The organism is Ruminiclostridium papyrosolvens DSM 2782 (assembly GCF_029318685.1).
In the GTDB taxonomy this organism is placed as follows: Bacteria; Bacillota; Clostridia; order Acetivibrionales; family DSM-1351; genus Ruminiclostridium; species Ruminiclostridium papyrosolvens.
In genome coordinates this window covers 4,140,000-4,153,753 of sequence record NZ_CP119677.1, presented here as the reverse complement: position 1 = coordinate 4,153,753, position 13,754 = coordinate 4,140,000, and the positions used below count along the sequence as shown (strand labels likewise).

General features: G+C 38.4%; 12 protein-coding genes and 1 pseudogene. 6 read left to right on the top strand and 7 right to left on the bottom strand.

Going from position 1 to position 13,754, the window contains the following annotated elements; all coding sequences use genetic code 11:
• The first annotated feature begins 36 nt into the window (after positions 1-36).
• From P0092_RS18360 to larE, 3 genes are all read left to right on the top strand, one after another.
• Complete coding sequence (locus tag P0092_RS18360) at positions 37-1,122, top strand: zinc-ribbon domain-containing protein (RefSeq protein ID WP_004620644.1); 1,086 nt, start codon at positions 37-39, stop codon at positions 1,120-1,122.
• Between the two features lie 92 nt (positions 1,123-1,214).
• Positions 1,215-3,383 (top strand): DNA topoisomerase III, encoded by a 2,169-nt coding sequence (locus P0092_RS18355; protein ID WP_004620647.1) that lies wholly within the window; start codon positions 1,215-1,217, stop codon positions 3,381-3,383.
• Between the two features lie 82 nt (positions 3,384-3,465).
• On the top strand, positions 3,466-4,278 hold the full coding sequence (gene larE, locus P0092_RS18350; RefSeq protein WP_040759124.1) for an ATP-dependent sacrificial sulfur transferase LarE: 813 nt from the start codon (positions 3,466-3,468) through the stop codon (positions 4,276-4,278).
• Positions 4,279-4,525: 247 nt separating this feature from the next.
• Here the strand turns inward: larE and P0092_RS18345 are convergent, their stop codons facing one another.
• Entirely contained in the window at positions 4,526-4,972 is a 447-nt protein-coding gene (locus P0092_RS18345; RefSeq protein ID WP_004620651.1) for an RrF2 family transcriptional regulator, read from the bottom strand.
• Between the two features lie 231 nt (positions 4,973-5,203).
• Between P0092_RS18345 and P0092_RS18340 the strand changes: the two genes are divergently transcribed.
• From P0092_RS18340 to P0092_RS18330, 3 genes are read left to right on the top strand one after another with little or no spacing between them, the layout of a single operon-like run.
• Positions 5,204-6,220 (top strand): methionine ABC transporter ATP-binding protein, encoded by a 1,017-nt coding sequence (locus tag P0092_RS18340; RefSeq protein ID WP_004620653.1) that lies wholly within the window; start codon positions 5,204-5,206, stop codon positions 6,218-6,220.
• A complete protein-coding gene (locus P0092_RS18335; protein WP_004620654.1) occupies positions 6,210-6,875 on the top strand; it encodes a methionine ABC transporter permease in 666 nt (221 codons plus the stop codon). Before P0092_RS18340 ends, P0092_RS18335 begins: the two co-directional genes overlap by 11 nt.
• A 30-nt stretch (positions 6,876-6,905) precedes the next feature.
• Positions 6,906-7,715, top strand: a complete 810-nt coding sequence (locus P0092_RS18330; RefSeq protein ID WP_004620656.1) for a MetQ/NlpA family ABC transporter substrate-binding protein — start codon at positions 6,906-6,908, stop codon at positions 7,713-7,715.
• Positions 7,716-7,988: 273 nt separating this feature from the next.
• Here P0092_RS18330 and P0092_RS18325 read toward each other — a convergent pair whose 3' ends face one another.
• From P0092_RS18325 to P0092_RS18300, 6 genes and pseudogenes are all read right to left on the bottom strand, one after another.
• Positions 7,989-8,303 carry a hypothetical protein gene (locus P0092_RS18325; RefSeq protein WP_040759126.1) on the bottom strand — a complete coding sequence of 105 codons (315 nt, stop codon included), beginning with the start codon at positions 8,301-8,303 and terminating at the stop codon, positions 7,989-7,991.
• 26 nt (positions 8,304-8,329) lie between these two features.
• Positions 8,330-9,088: an IS21-like element helper ATPase IstB gene (gene istB, locus P0092_RS18320; RefSeq protein WP_004616432.1), complete on the bottom strand. Its 759-nt coding sequence runs from the start codon at positions 9,086-9,088 to the stop codon at positions 8,330-8,332.
• Positions 9,088-10,569, bottom strand: coding sequence for an IS21 family transposase (gene istA, locus P0092_RS18315; protein WP_004616428.1), 1,482 nt, complete (start codon positions 10,567-10,569; stop codon positions 9,088-9,090). Before istA ends, istB begins: the two co-directional genes overlap by 1 nt.
• A gap of 111 nt (positions 10,570-10,680) precedes the next feature.
• Positions 10,681-11,400 (bottom strand): annotated as a pseudogene (locus P0092_RS18310) (ABC transporter substrate-binding protein); the annotation flags it as partial.
• Positions 11,401-11,438: 38 nt separating this feature from the next.
• Positions 11,439-12,257, bottom strand: a complete 819-nt coding sequence (locus P0092_RS18305; RefSeq protein ID WP_004622133.1) for an ABC transporter permease — start codon at positions 12,255-12,257, stop codon at positions 11,439-11,441.
• Entirely contained in the window at positions 12,250-13,020 is a 771-nt protein-coding gene (locus tag P0092_RS18300; protein ID WP_004622136.1) for an ABC transporter ATP-binding protein, read from the bottom strand. Before P0092_RS18300 ends, P0092_RS18305 begins: the two co-directional genes overlap by 8 nt.
• Positions 13,021-13,754: the final 734 nt, after the last annotated feature.

Here is a 13,754-nt window from a genome sequence, read left to right as displayed (position 1 = left end):
CTATATCAGCATATAAAAGAGTGGCTACGAAGAACTATGAATAAAAACATTAAAAACTCCATATCTGAAAAACTCCCGTATTTAATTGATGAATGGGATTATAAAAAGAATGGGGACTTATATCCCGAAAATGTTGCTTGGAGATCAAACAAAAAAATATGGTGGAAGTGTAAAAATGGACATTCTTTTCAAACAAATCTCAACAATAGAATAGATGTAAATATAAAGACAGGAGAGGTCATAGTTTCAGATTGTCCATATTGTATAGGAAAGAGGGTATTAACTGGATACAATGATTTAGAGACTACGAATCCAGAACTTATAAGGGAATGGGACTTTGAAAAGAATATTATAAAGCCAACTGAAATTACAAATGGCTCACATAGGAAAATCTGGTGGAGTTGTGATAAAGGGCATTCTTGGCAGGCTGTGGTTTATAGCCGAAAAAATAGGGGATGCCCATATTGCGCAGGTAAAGCTATATTACTGGGATACAATGATTTAGCGACTTTAAATCCGAAACTTGCATCAGAATGGCATCCAACAAAGAACGGGGATGTAAACTCTAATACGATTTCTTTAAATTCACATAAGAAATTTTGGTGGAAATGTGATAAAGGACATGAGTGGGAAATATGTCCTCATAATAGAAATTATGGAAGTGAGTGTCCTTACTGTAGTGGAAGGTTCGCAATAAAAGGCGAAACGGATTTAGAAACACTAAAACCCAAATTGGCTGCGGAATGGCATCCCACAAAGAATAATGGGGTAACACCTGATACTGTTTCTTTGAATTCTCATAAGAAGCATTGGTGGCTTTGCGAGAATGATCATGAATGGCAGGCATACATTTATACTCGTGCAAGCGGTTCTGGATGCCCGTATTGCATTGGGAAAAGGTCGGTAGTAGGAGAAACAGATTTGGAAACAGTAATGCCTGAAATAACTGTCGAATGGAACTATGAAAGAAATAGAGGAAAGACTCCTAATATGTTTACCAAATCATCAAATAGAAAAGTTTGGTGGAAATGTGAATTTGGGCACGAATGGAGAACAGCAATCAACACTAGAACTAGCTTAGGAACAGGTTGCCCAAAGTGTGCGAAAAATCGTCGAAAATAATAAATGAAAAGAGAGGTGAATAACCAAAATTTGATATCGTACAAAATGAAAAATCGACGTTATCAGACGATAAAAAATTTTTGGTTTCTTAAATGGGTTTTACAATAGTACTAGCAGAAAAACCTTCGGTAGCCAGAGACCTGGCAAAAGTTCTGAACTGTGGACAGAACGCCAATGGCTATATAATGGGAAAAAAATATATAGTAACATGGGCTTTAGGGCATCTTGTTACCCTTGCAGACCCTGAGGCCTATGGCAACAAGTACAAGACATGGAACCTTGAAGACCTGCCAATGGTCCCAAACAAAATGGAACTGGTAGTAATAAAGCAGACTGCAAAACAGTACGGGGTAGTCAGAGGACTTTTGAACAGAGCAGATGTGGACGAACTTGTAATAGCCACTGATTCGGGGCGAGAAGGAGAACTTGTTGCCAGATGGATTATAATGAAAGCAGGGTTTAAAAAGCCCATAAAGCGTCTATGGATATCTTCTCAGACAGACAAAGCCATAAAGGAGGGTTTCGCAAAATTAAGACCTTCCAAGGAGTACGACAACCTGTATTACTCTGCACAGAGCAGGGCGGAAGCTGACTGGTTAGTTGGGCTTAATGTCACCAGAGCATTGACCTGCAAATACAACGCACAGTTGTCGGCAGGAAGAGTACAGACACCTACTCTTGCAATGATAGTAGAAAGAGAAGAAGAAATTCGCAAATTCAGGCCAAAAGACTATTGGACAATTTCTGCACAGTTTAACGGATTTACGGTACAGTGGCAGGACAGCAAAACAAATCAGACCAGAACCTTCAACAAAGAAGAAGCAGACGGTATAGTAGCAAAAATAACAGGCCAGACGGGCGAAGTAGTTGAGGTAAAAAAAGAAACCAAGAAGGAATTGCCTCCATTGGCTTATGACCTGACAGAGCTTCAAAGAGATGCAAACAAAAAGTTTTCATATTCAGCAAAACAAACCCTCAACATAATGCAGCGTCTTTATGAGTCGCACAAGCTGGTTACGTATCCAAGAACAGATTCAAGGTACATAACAGATGATATTGTGCCAACCTTGAATGAACGCTTGAAAAGCGTAGCCGTAGGCCCTTATGCAAAGCTTGTTCAGGGAGTTATGAGAAACAAAATAAGTGTTACAAAAAGGTTTGTGGATAACAGCAAGGTTACAGACCATCATGCAATCATACCAACAGAGCAATTTGTTGATTTGTCCTCATTGAATGCAGAAGAGCGGAATATATATGATTTAATTGTCAAGAGATTTATAGCAGTGCTAAGCCAGCCTTTTGAATATGAGCAGACAACTGTAAAGCTCGCAGTTGCAGGAGAAAACTTCTATGCAAAGGGAAAAATAGTCAGGTCAGCGGGTTGGAAAACAGTATATGACGGTTTCGGAAAGCTTGACGAAGACAATGAGGAAGATGACAATGACCAGTCTTTGCCGGATATTCAAAAAGGCCAAAAGGCAAAAGTTGTTGCACCTAAAGCAATAAACGGAAAAACCAAGCCACCTGCAAGGTATACCGAAGCAACGTTGCTTTCGGCAATGGAGCATCCGGGAAAATTTGTAGACAATAAAGCATTAAAGGAAGCCTTAGAAAACACCAGCGGACTTGGTACCCCTGCAACAAGAGCAGATATAATAGAAAAGTTATTTAATACCTTCTACGTGGAGAGAAGAGGCAAGGAAATCCATCCAACCTCAAAAGGAACACAACTTATTTCACTGGTTCCGGCGGACCTGAAATCGCCTGAACTTACAGCAAAATGGGAACAACAGCTTTCATTGATTAGTAAAGGTAAGGCCAACTCAAATGCCTTTGTAGGAGATATGAAAAATTATGCTAAAAAATTGGTGGGAGCAGTTATAGCAAGCTCGGAGCAGTTCAAGCACGATAATTTAACCAGAGAAAAATGTCCCGAATGCGGGAAATACCTTTTGGAGGTAAACGGCAAGAAAGGGAAAATGCATGTATGCCCTGACAGAGAATGCGGATACAGAAAATCGGTAACTGTAATATCAAATGCCAGATGCCCCGAATGTCACAAGAAGATGGAAATCAGAGGAGAAGGGGACAATAAATCCTTCTACTGTTCCTGCGGTTACAGAGAGAAGCTGGATGCCTTTAAAAAGAGAAAAGGGGAACAGGTAGACAAAAAGGATGTTGCTAAATTTATGAGACAACAGGATAAGGACGAAAGTATAAATTCAGCACTTGCCGAGGCATTGGCCAAGTGGAAGAAATAATTGACACGGATATCTGATTATTGTATTATCATTATAATTTATATAGGATAACTAGGGATAAGATTTTCGGGAGGATATTATGATGAGCGTATTTGACAAACTTGATTTTCTTAAAAATAATATAAAATCATTAGGAAGTGCTGCAGTAGCTTTTTCCGGCGGGGTTGACTCTTCCTTTTTATTGAAAGTAGCATATGATGTACTTGGAAAAGACGTTGTAGCAGTGACAGCACATTCTTCCACATACCCTGAGAGAGAGATGAATGAAGCAAAGGAATTTACTGCAAGCTTTGGTATAAGACATAGGATAATTGATTCTGAAGAACTGGATGTTGAAGGATTTTCAGATAATCCTGTTAACCGCTGTTATTTATGTAAAAATGAGTTATATGATAAAATTCAGACGGTTGCAAAAGAGGAAAACGTAAAGCATATTTTAGAAGGCTCCAACCATGACGACCTTGGAGACTACAGACCCGGACTGCAGGCTGTAAGCGAGCACGGTGTACTTAGCCCACTGAAAGATGCTCTTCTTACAAAAGACGAAATACGTTTTCTGTCAAAGGAAATGGGTCTTAAAAGCTGGGATAAACCCGCATTTGCGTGTCTTTCCTCCAGATTTCCGTACGGAGAAAAAATTACCCAGCAAAGGCTTAGAATGATAGACAGGGCTGAACAACTGCTTATGGATTTGGGCTTTAAACAGGTGAGAGTAAGGTTTCACGGTGATATAGCAAGAATCGAAGTGGGACAGGAACAGTTCCTGAAATTTATTGACAGCGAAATAAGAGAAAAAGTTTATTCTGAATTTAAAAAGATTGGATTTATGTATACTGCTTTGGATTTAAAGGGTTACAGAACAGGCAGTATGAATGAAGGCCTAAATATAAAATAATAAACAAATTATTTAAAGGCTGTGCAAAACTATATAGATACAATATATTAAAGCTGTTTATAGTATGTGAGTACAACTTATAACAATTGGAGCAATCCATTGTTATAAGTTTGTACAGAAGTACTAATTAAACATAACCTTGAAAGTTTTCTTATATATTGTATTTGGTTTTGTGACAGCCTATTGTTTTATGGTCAGATCTGAAGACTTGATATTCTTTGGCTTCGGCAATGTAAAATGTTTTCGTCTATATATAAAACATAAAGGAATCATCTTCCGGGTTTCTTTCAGCTTCATCAACAAGGTCGGTGAGAGTAACGTTCTTCAGAACTTCGGAAATTGATTTGTCCATCTTGCTCCAGACCAAGGAAGTTATTGATTTCTCAATTCCTTCTGCCTGCCGGGAAACGGAACGCTCTGTTACTTCAAACAAACTTATTTCAACTGCTTGCAAAATATCATAAGCAGTAATTTTTTCTGGTGATTTAGTCAGTTGGTATCCCCCCTGAGACCCCTTGATGGAAGAAACAAGCTTTGACCTTTTCAAAAGTGAGAAAACCTGTTCAAGGTAAATTTTTGATATTCCAAGTTTTTCTGAAATACTTATCACAGTAACAAAATCACCGTTTCTGCCCAATTGAGCAACACATATCATAGATGCTATCCCGTATCTGCCCTTTGACGAAATTCGCATAATTGCCTCCAATTTCATACTAATTATATATGTTTTATTGAACCACATACTTTATAATGTGTCAATATTATTAGTTTTTATTCAGATTTATTCCCATGTAATTACATGGGAATTCTAAAAAATAACATTGACAATATTGAAATCACCTATTATACTAAAGAAAACAATAGAATACATATATGAATTATATGAATAGTATGAATATATTCTAACAGGTAGGTGAAATATATTATGGACAGCAAGCCTGTAATTAACATAGAGGGATTAACAAAAATATTCTCAGGAAAAACAAATGTAGTAAAAGCTCTTGAAAATGTAAATCTTACAATCAACCAGGGGGACATTTTCGGAATAATCGGTATGAGCGGAGCAGGAAAGAGTACTCTGGTCAGGTGTATTAACTATCTTGAAAAGCCAACAGGAGGAAGGGTAGTAATAGACGGAGTAGATTTGGCAGGCCTTAGTGAAAAGGAATTGCGAAAAGTCCGCCAGTCCATGGGAATGATATTTCAGCAGTTTAATCTTCTCATGCAGCGTACTGCAATAGAGAACATAACATTTCCCCTTGAAGTATCAGGAATAGATAAAAAGGATGCCCATAAGCGTGCGAAGGAGCTACTGGAGCTGGTTGATTTGGCTGACAAGGCAGAAGCCTATCCTTCACAGCTGTCCGGAGGACAAAAGCAGAGGATTGCCATTGCCAGAGCTTTAGCCACAAATCCAAAAGTTTTGCTATGTGATGAGGCTACGTCTGCCCTTGACCCTAATACCACAAAAGCAATTCTTTCATTGCTGAAAGACATAAATAGCAGACTTGGAATTACCATCGTAATAATTACTCATGAAATGAGCGTAGTGGAACAGATATGTTCCCACGTTGCAATCATAGATAAAAGCGGGATTGCGGAGCAGGGGAAGGTGTCTGAAGTTTTTGCACACCCTAAGACAAATGCAGCTCAAAGATTGGTATTTCCAAATGGAAATAGAAATGAAAAAAATATCGGAAGCCGGTGTTGCAGGATAGTATTTGACGGTAGTTCCTCATATGAGCCTGTTGTTGCCACAATGATACTGGACTGCGGTGCACCTGTTAACATAATGTTTGCAGATATGCGTGATATAGATGGAAAAGCATACGGACAGATGGTTATACAACTTCCTGATGACGAATTGATATCTCAAAAGATAATTCATTACCTGAAAGAAAGAAATCTTGCGGTAGAGGAGGTTCTTGACCATGTGGGATAGTTCAACCTGGATGATGATAGGCAAAGGTCTTCTTGAAACAGTTTATATGACATTGTTATCTACACTTGCAGCATATGTGATAGGCCTTCCGTTAGGAGTACTGCTTGTTACAAGCGAAAACAACGGAATTCTCCCTAAGCCCAAGTTAAACAAGATTCTCAACGTAATAGTAAACCTGCTTCGTTCGATTCCTTTTCTTATACTATTAATTGCTGTAATGCCAGTTACCAGAGCATTAATCGGAACAACCATCGGGTCAACTGCTACCGTGGTACCTCTTGTAATAGCGGCAGCACCCTTTATTGCAAGACTTGTAGAATCCTCGCTTCAGGAGGTTGACAAGGGTGTTATAGAGGCAGCTGTTTCAATGGGGTGCAGCCCCTTTCAGATAATCCGTAAGGTAATGCTGCCTGAATCTGTACCATCCCTTATTACAGGGGCTGCAATAGCAACCACAACAATACTCGGCTACTCCGCAATGGCAGGAATAGTAGGCGGAGGAGGACTTGGTGACATTGCAATACGCTATGGCCTTTACAGGTATCAGAATGACATGATGTTTGTCACTGTTGCATTACTTGTTATTGTTGTACAGATAGCGCAGGAATTGGGAACAGGAATAGCCAGAAAACGTGATAAGAGAAAACAAAGTTAATACATTTAATATAAACAAGGAGGTAACAAAATGAAGAAAAAATTACTTGCATTATTACTAACAACGGTATTTGCAGTCTCAGGCATATTATCAGGCTGCGGTTCACAATCTAAGAAGCTTGTTGTTGGAGCATCACCTTCACCTCATGCAGAGATACTCAAAGAGGTTCAGAGCGCACTAAAAGACAAAGGATATGAGCTTGAAATAAAAGAATTTACGGACTATGTTCAGCCAAATCTTGCATTACAAGACAAAACACTGGATGCAAACTATTTCCAGCATAAGCCGTACATGGATAATTTCAATGTTGAAAACAATACACAATTAGTATCTGCAGCGGGAATCCATTACGAGCCATTAGGAATATATCCCGGGAAGGTAAAGTCACTTGATGCTATTGCTGATGGGGCAACTATTGCCGTTCCAAACGACACTACAAATGAAGCAAGAGCTCTTTTACTTCTGGAAACTGCCGGACTTATAAAAGTAAATCCTACTGCCGGATTCAAGGCAACAGTAAAGGATATAACACAAAACCCAAAGAATATTAAAATCAAAGAACTTGAAGCCGCTCAGTTGGCAAGAACTCTGCCTGATGTGGATGTGGCAGTTATAAACGGAAACTTTGCCTTGCAGGCGGGCTTCAATGTTGAAAAGGACGCTCTTGCAAAAGAAGAAGCCAATTCAGTAGCTGCAAAGACATATATCAATATTCTTGCCATTCGTAAGGGTGACGAGAACAGAGAGGATATAAAAGCTTTGGTGGACGCTCTTAAAAGCGAAAAGGTCAAGAAGTTTATAGAAGAAAAGTACAAGGGAGCAGTTGTTCCACTATTCTAAACTTATATGTTTTCAGCCTGTACTAAGAGTATAAATTGTATCAATGGAAGCTTGGTTAAAGATATTTGCAGATGTTTATCGGCGAAGCAAGGATATTTTACCGGAAAACCTTTACGATGAAGGTTTTAGCGACACAATGAATCATGGACGATGAATGTGAGCGACGGTAAAAAATCCTAAGATGAGCCGTTATAAACTCTTGCAAATATCTTATAAGCAATCATTGATACAATTTTATACGGGAGTACAGATGCTGAAACAGAAATTTATAACTTACTTAATTGCCTTATGGGCGTAGGTGTTAACAACCACCTTGTCATAGGGCACTTTCTGTTTTAGTTCACCTGCCTTATTCATTACAGTCTGGAGCAGTTCAAAGGCTTCCTTTTTCATATCAGGTTCCTTACACCAGGCATCAATTTTTTTGTACCTTTCGGCAACAACTGTCAGAAGCTCTGTATCAGTGTCAGGAAAGGACGGTTTTAATACTTCTGCAATTTCTTTGGGAGAATGGGTGTCTACCCATACTTGACCTTTGTAAAGTGCATCTGTTAATGTCAATCGAAATTTAGGCCACTTGCTGGTCAAATTTTAGGCCACCTATACATAAAAATTTAAACATTCTCAGTCTGTTTGGCAAGGGCCTGTTTAAACCGATAACTGTCACCATTAATATTTAATATATGGGCATTATGGGTTATCCGATCCAATAAAGCCGCAGTCATTTGTTCATCTCCCAACACCTCCGTCCATTTTGGAAATTCCAAATTTGTAGTTATGATTAGACTACCTCTTTCATATCGGGAAGAACAAAACTGAAACAGCAATTCCGCACCTACCTTACTGAATGGTACATATCCCAATTCATCCAGAATAACTAAATGTGGCCCCAACCACTGTTTTTCAAGCTTGTTTAAACGATATTCCTGTTGTGCTGCAAGTAATTCGTTTATCAATCCTGCTGCCGTATAGAATTTTACTCTCATACCCTGACGGCAGGCTTCATAACCTAGAGCCGTTGCAATATGTGTTTTACCTACACCAGAGCTACCTACAAGTATTATGTTTTCCCTGTTCCCAATATACTCCCCCTGCATTAACTTCAATATTTTGGGCTTGCGTAGGGACGGGATTACTTTAAAATCAAAACTTTCAAGTGTTTTAATTACTGGAAAGCATGCCTGACGTATGCCTCTTTGAATACGGTTGTTTTCTCTCTGGTGAACTTCCTGTTCCAATACTCCTAACAAGTAACCCTCATAATCAAGATTGTTATCTGCGGCTTCTCTCGCTAAAGACTCGTAGATCTTGGCAGCCTGAGGCATTTTTAGTTTTTTAAAATATGCTTCTAGAAGCATTTTGTTAACGGCCATTAATGATCACCCCCTGTCATCAGTATGCTATATTTATCAAGATTAGGAGGTGTTACAATAACTTCCGGAATGCTCTGAAGCTTGTCCTTGTTAATGGGATCTGCTTTATGGCTTAAAACCAATGTCTGCCCCAGTATGTTAAGTACCCCGTCATATCCGTAAACATTGTATTCCATTGCTATTTCAATAGCTTCAGTTACCTGTGAAGGATGGTAATCTCTATGGAGCATAAGTATTTTTACAAATTCCCGGTTACCTCTGGGATTCCTTGCTAACAGGCAGCGGCGATATTGTTCATAGATAGGGGGAAGTGTCTGAGGGTTGTATACTTTTGTATTTCCTAATGCTCGAGATTTGAAAAGCAAAAGTTCCAGATAGTGATCCAGTATGATACTATCCTTATTGCGGCCATGTATTCTGAAATGTTCTGCGATTGTAGAGCCTTTTGAGATAATTTTAATCTCTTCAGCAGTTGCCCTAACTGTCACCTTTTCTCCAACATATGAAGTAGGGACGGAGTAGCGGTTGGTTTCAAATTGTATCATTGAATATCGGTTAACTTTAGCCTCTTTATACCTTGCTCCATCAAACCTTACTGTGGGCAATGGCCTTAATGCGGATTTTTCAGCTTCCCATTTTGAGTTTTTCTCTAATAGCTTAATACATTCATTATGTAAGTAATGATTTAATTCCTCAAAGGAATTTACATCCGGATAAGGTACAAAGAATCTTCTGACTACTTCTTTACCTGCATTTTCTACTCCGCCTTTTTCATTACCCCTAGCAGGTCTGCAGAATGTAGATTCATAAAGGTAATGAGTGCGAAGAGATATGAATTGCTCCTGTTCTTCCCGATTACTGCCCTGAAGTACCTTCTTAACTGCTGTTTTTAAATTGTCATAGGCTATCTTGTAGGGTACACCCTTCATAAACTCAAAACATTTAATATGTCCGTCAAAGAATGCCTCCTGCTTCTCAAAGGGATATGCCCTTACATAGAAGCCTCCAGAGCCTCTCAATTTCATAACAAAAATATGAGCCTTTGTTTCCTTACCGTTCAGATAGAAATATGCCTCTGTCCAATCTACTTCCGCATAAGTTCCGAGCTCAAATTCCAACGGAAGAAATGCTTCTTTTTGTTTTCTGTATTCCTGCCTGAGAAAGTCAGAAACAGTGTTGTAACCACCGCTAAAGCCTTCTTGCCTTAAAATTCCAAATATTTTTGTTCCGGTATGCCGTTGTTTACGATGCCTTTGCTTATCATCTTCGATAATTTGCCGAATCATTGGTATATATGGTCCTAAAACAGGATGGTTGCGTTCTTTGGTTAGCTTATATTTAGGAGGTTTTGTCTCCTCCAGAGATAAATACTTTGAAATTGTATCCCTGTGAATTCCGGTTCTGCGGCTTATTTCTCTGATACTTAGGTCTTCCATAAAGTACATTTTTCTGATATCTTCTAATTGTGCCATCTTAATCATACCTTTCCTCCTGTACGATAGTGTCTGGATAACAAAATCATACAGGAAAATTTGATTAAGGTGGCCTATTTTTTTACCGGTAAGTGGTACAATTTTAGAATAGCATTAACATGCATCGGTAAACTTCTGAATAACATCTTTATTTTTATCTATAAAACTCTTTTTAGCAAAATATGCCGTGTACGGTATCTCTCCGCTTTCTTGACCTACTGAAGCCAATATATAGCCTTTTCCTTCTTTTTCAAGAGAGGATGCAACTGGTTCGAATAAAGTTACATAATCGCCCTTGCCTCCGGTAAAGGCGCCTGCCATAAGTGCAAACTGTATACTTGTGTCAACATTTACATCAGCTCCGGGAGCAAGGCCGTTTTTATTGAGAACATACTCAAGTGTCATTTCGGGAACTCCGCCTTTTCTTCCGCCCACGATATTCTTGCCTTTTAAGTCACTCCACTTGAAACCGGGTTCAGGCTTCCTGCCTACAAGAAAAGAACCGTCTCTTTTTGTAACCTGTGCAAAAACCTGTGCGTAGTCAGCTTTACCCTCGTTATATACGTATATACTTGCTTCGGGGCCTGCCAAGCCTATGTCACATTGTCCCGACAAAACTGCTGTCATAACCTTGTCGGCTCCCTGACCGTTCTGAAGCTCGATATTCAGTCCTGCATCCTTAAAAAAGCCTTTATTTAATGCGACATACTGCGGAGCATAAAAAACGGAATGTGTTACTTCACTTAACCTAACTTTAGTTAAATTATCCTTACTGCCGCAAGATGGCAGTACAAAAATGGTACATGTTAATATAGCTAATAAAATAATTGATTTCTTCATAAACAACTCCCCCTTCTTTTATAAAACTTAAAGCAGTATCAGATATGCTTTTTTATAAGAAGCTTTTGAAGCAGAACAACTGCCTGATACATGATACCTGCGGCAATACATAGTATAATAACGCTTGCCATAACTAAATCAAGCTTGAAGACCTGCCCACCATATACTATGAGATAGCCAAGTCCTGATTTGGATACAAGAAATTCACCAACAATTACTCCTACCCATGAAAGCCCCACATTTATTTTTAATGAGTTAATTATTACCGGAAGATTCGCAGGAAAAACCACTTTGGTAAAAACCTGAAATTTGCTGGCACCGAAGGTTTTAACCAGCTTTATCTGCTCTTCGTCGGTTGCCGTGAAGCCGTTGAGAACTTCCAGAATAGACACAACAATAGATATGGCAAGGGCAATAATAATAATGGAAGTAGTCCCTGCTCCGAACCAAACGATAAAAATAGGTCCAAGAGCTATTTTAGGAAGACTGTTTAGTATAACTAGGTAGGGCTCCAGAACCTTTGACAAAAACTCCGACCACCAAAGTACAACGGCTATCAAGGTACCCAACACTGTACCGGCTACAAAGCCTACAAAGGTTTCCCAGCATGTAATGCCAATGTGATGAAACAATTGTCCTTCTCGGTAAAGATTGATTATGGTATTAACAATACGGGAAGGCTGACTTGTAATAAAGGAGTCTACAATATTCAGCCTTGCAAGAAGCTCCCACTGTGCAAAAAAAACCACAAGAATAACTAGTTGTGTTACAAGTACTGATACTTTCCGTCGCTTTTTTGCTTTAAGATACTCAAACCTTTCTTTAGACAAAATTGTTGCTTGTTTATGCTTAAACATGTACATCCAGCTCCTTCCAAATCAAATTAAAGTATTGTCTGAATTCGGGAGCTTCACGGCTGTTGAATGGAGTTCTTACGTCATTGCAGGATAACAAAATGTTATGCTCACTTTTGATAGAGGATGGCCTGCCTGTGAGAACAATAATTCTGTCAGCCATACTTATGCTTTCAGCTATGTCATGAGTAACCATAATTGCAGTTTTGTTTTCTTTTTTGATAATATAATATATATCCTCTGTAACTGCCAGTCTGGTCTGGTAATCCAAGGCAGAAAATGCTTCATCCAAAAGAAGTATTTCAGGTCTTAAAGCCAGTGTTCGAATCAGAGCGGCACGCTGCCTCATTCCCCCTGACAACTGGGAAGGATATTTATCTTTAAATTCACTGAGTCCATATGTATCAAGAAGATTATAAACATAATCCTTGTTTTCAGGGGTAAGAGCTTTCTTTATATCAAGCCCCAGCATGACATTCTCCAGTATGGTACTCCACTCAAAGAGAAAATCCTTTTGAAGCATATAACCCACCTTCTGCAAGCATTCATCGTTACCACCGCCATTTATGAAAATACTGCCGCAAGAAGGTTTGACCAGCCCTGCGATAATAGATAACAGCGTTGACTTACCGCAGCCGCTGGGACCTACAATACAAATAAATTCGCCTTTGGATATATTCATACTGATGTCAGCTATGGCAGGGATTTCGCCATTTGGTGATTGATAATTCATTCCAATATTTTTTATTTCAACTATGTATGACATTTAGACACCTCCCGTCATTTGTATAAATTTATATACAAACTCTTAATACAGTATATTGACATAATACAGAAATGGTTAAAGAATTATGTAATTAAAGCAATGAAAGAGATTATTCGGATGAATACCATGAAGACTTTTTTAACAAAAAGCCATAACTGGTTTGCAGATATTAACGAAAGTGGTGTTACTGTATGTGTAATAGTGGACAGTTAACGCTGGTAGGCATGGGTATAACAAATAGACTGGAGCATGGTGTTGTCTACACCATGTAATTTAGGTACACCAAAGGCTTTATTTACATTGTTCTTTTAAAGATAATAGGCATAAAATTTCGATTAACATAAAAGAAATAAAAAAAAGAGGGATGAGTAGTAGTTTTTGGTAATTAGTAGTAGAAATATAAATTCCAATAGAGATAATAAAAGATTGCATTAAAAAACGGAATAATTTAATTGGTTTGCTATAATGGAGATAATATTTTTCATTACAGGAATTACATCTCTCTCTAAATAATAGCTTAAAATTAAATTCCTGTTTTTGCTTACATATAGGGCATACTATTTTCATTAATTGTATTCTCCTTAAATGTATGTAGTTGTTAGTTTGTAGCAAATTGAGTTTTTTTACTGGTCACGCTTTAACCGCTTTTACTATTAATATCACAAATGGCAAATTATAACAAGTAAATTTTAATAATTTTTGTTATATATGTGCATTAAAAAGAGGCCGCTGCA

Excerpts from the sequence above, each read along its gene's own strand:
- P0092_RS18360 (WP_004620644.1), top strand. The coding sequence starts at position 37 with ATGAATAAAAACATTAAAAACTCCATATCTGAAAAACTCCCGTATTTA.
- P0092_RS18355 (WP_004620647.1), top strand. The coding sequence starts at position 1,215 with ATGGGTTTTACAATAGTACTAGCAGAAAAACCTTCGGTAGCCAGAGAC.
- larE (WP_040759124.1), top strand. The coding sequence starts at position 3,466 with ATGAGCGTATTTGACAAACTTGATTTTCTTAAAAATAATATAAAATCA.
- P0092_RS18345 (WP_004620651.1), bottom strand. The coding sequence starts at position 4,972 with ATGCGAATTTCGTCAAAGGGCAGATACGGGATAGCATCTATGATATGT.
- P0092_RS18340 (WP_004620653.1), top strand. The coding sequence starts at position 5,204 with ATGGACAGCAAGCCTGTAATTAACATAGAGGGATTAACAAAAATATTC.
- P0092_RS18335 (WP_004620654.1), top strand. The coding sequence starts at position 6,210 with ATGTGGGATAGTTCAACCTGGATGATGATAGGCAAAGGTCTTCTTGAA.
- P0092_RS18330 (WP_004620656.1), top strand. The coding sequence starts at position 6,906 with ATGAAGAAAAAATTACTTGCATTATTACTAACAACGGTATTTGCAGTC.
- istB (WP_004616432.1), bottom strand. The coding sequence starts at position 9,088 with ATGGCCGTTAACAAAATGCTTCTAGAAGCATATTTTAAAAAACTAAAA.
- istA (WP_004616428.1), bottom strand. The coding sequence starts at position 10,569 with ATGATTAAGATGGCACAATTAGAAGATATCAGAAAAATGTACTTTATG.
- P0092_RS18305 (WP_004622133.1), bottom strand. The coding sequence starts at position 12,257 with ATGTTTAAGCATAAACAAGCAACAATTTTGTCTAAAGAAAGGTTTGAG.
- P0092_RS18300 (WP_004622136.1), bottom strand. The coding sequence starts at position 13,020 with ATGTCATACATAGTTGAAATAAAAAATATTGGAATGAATTATCAATCA.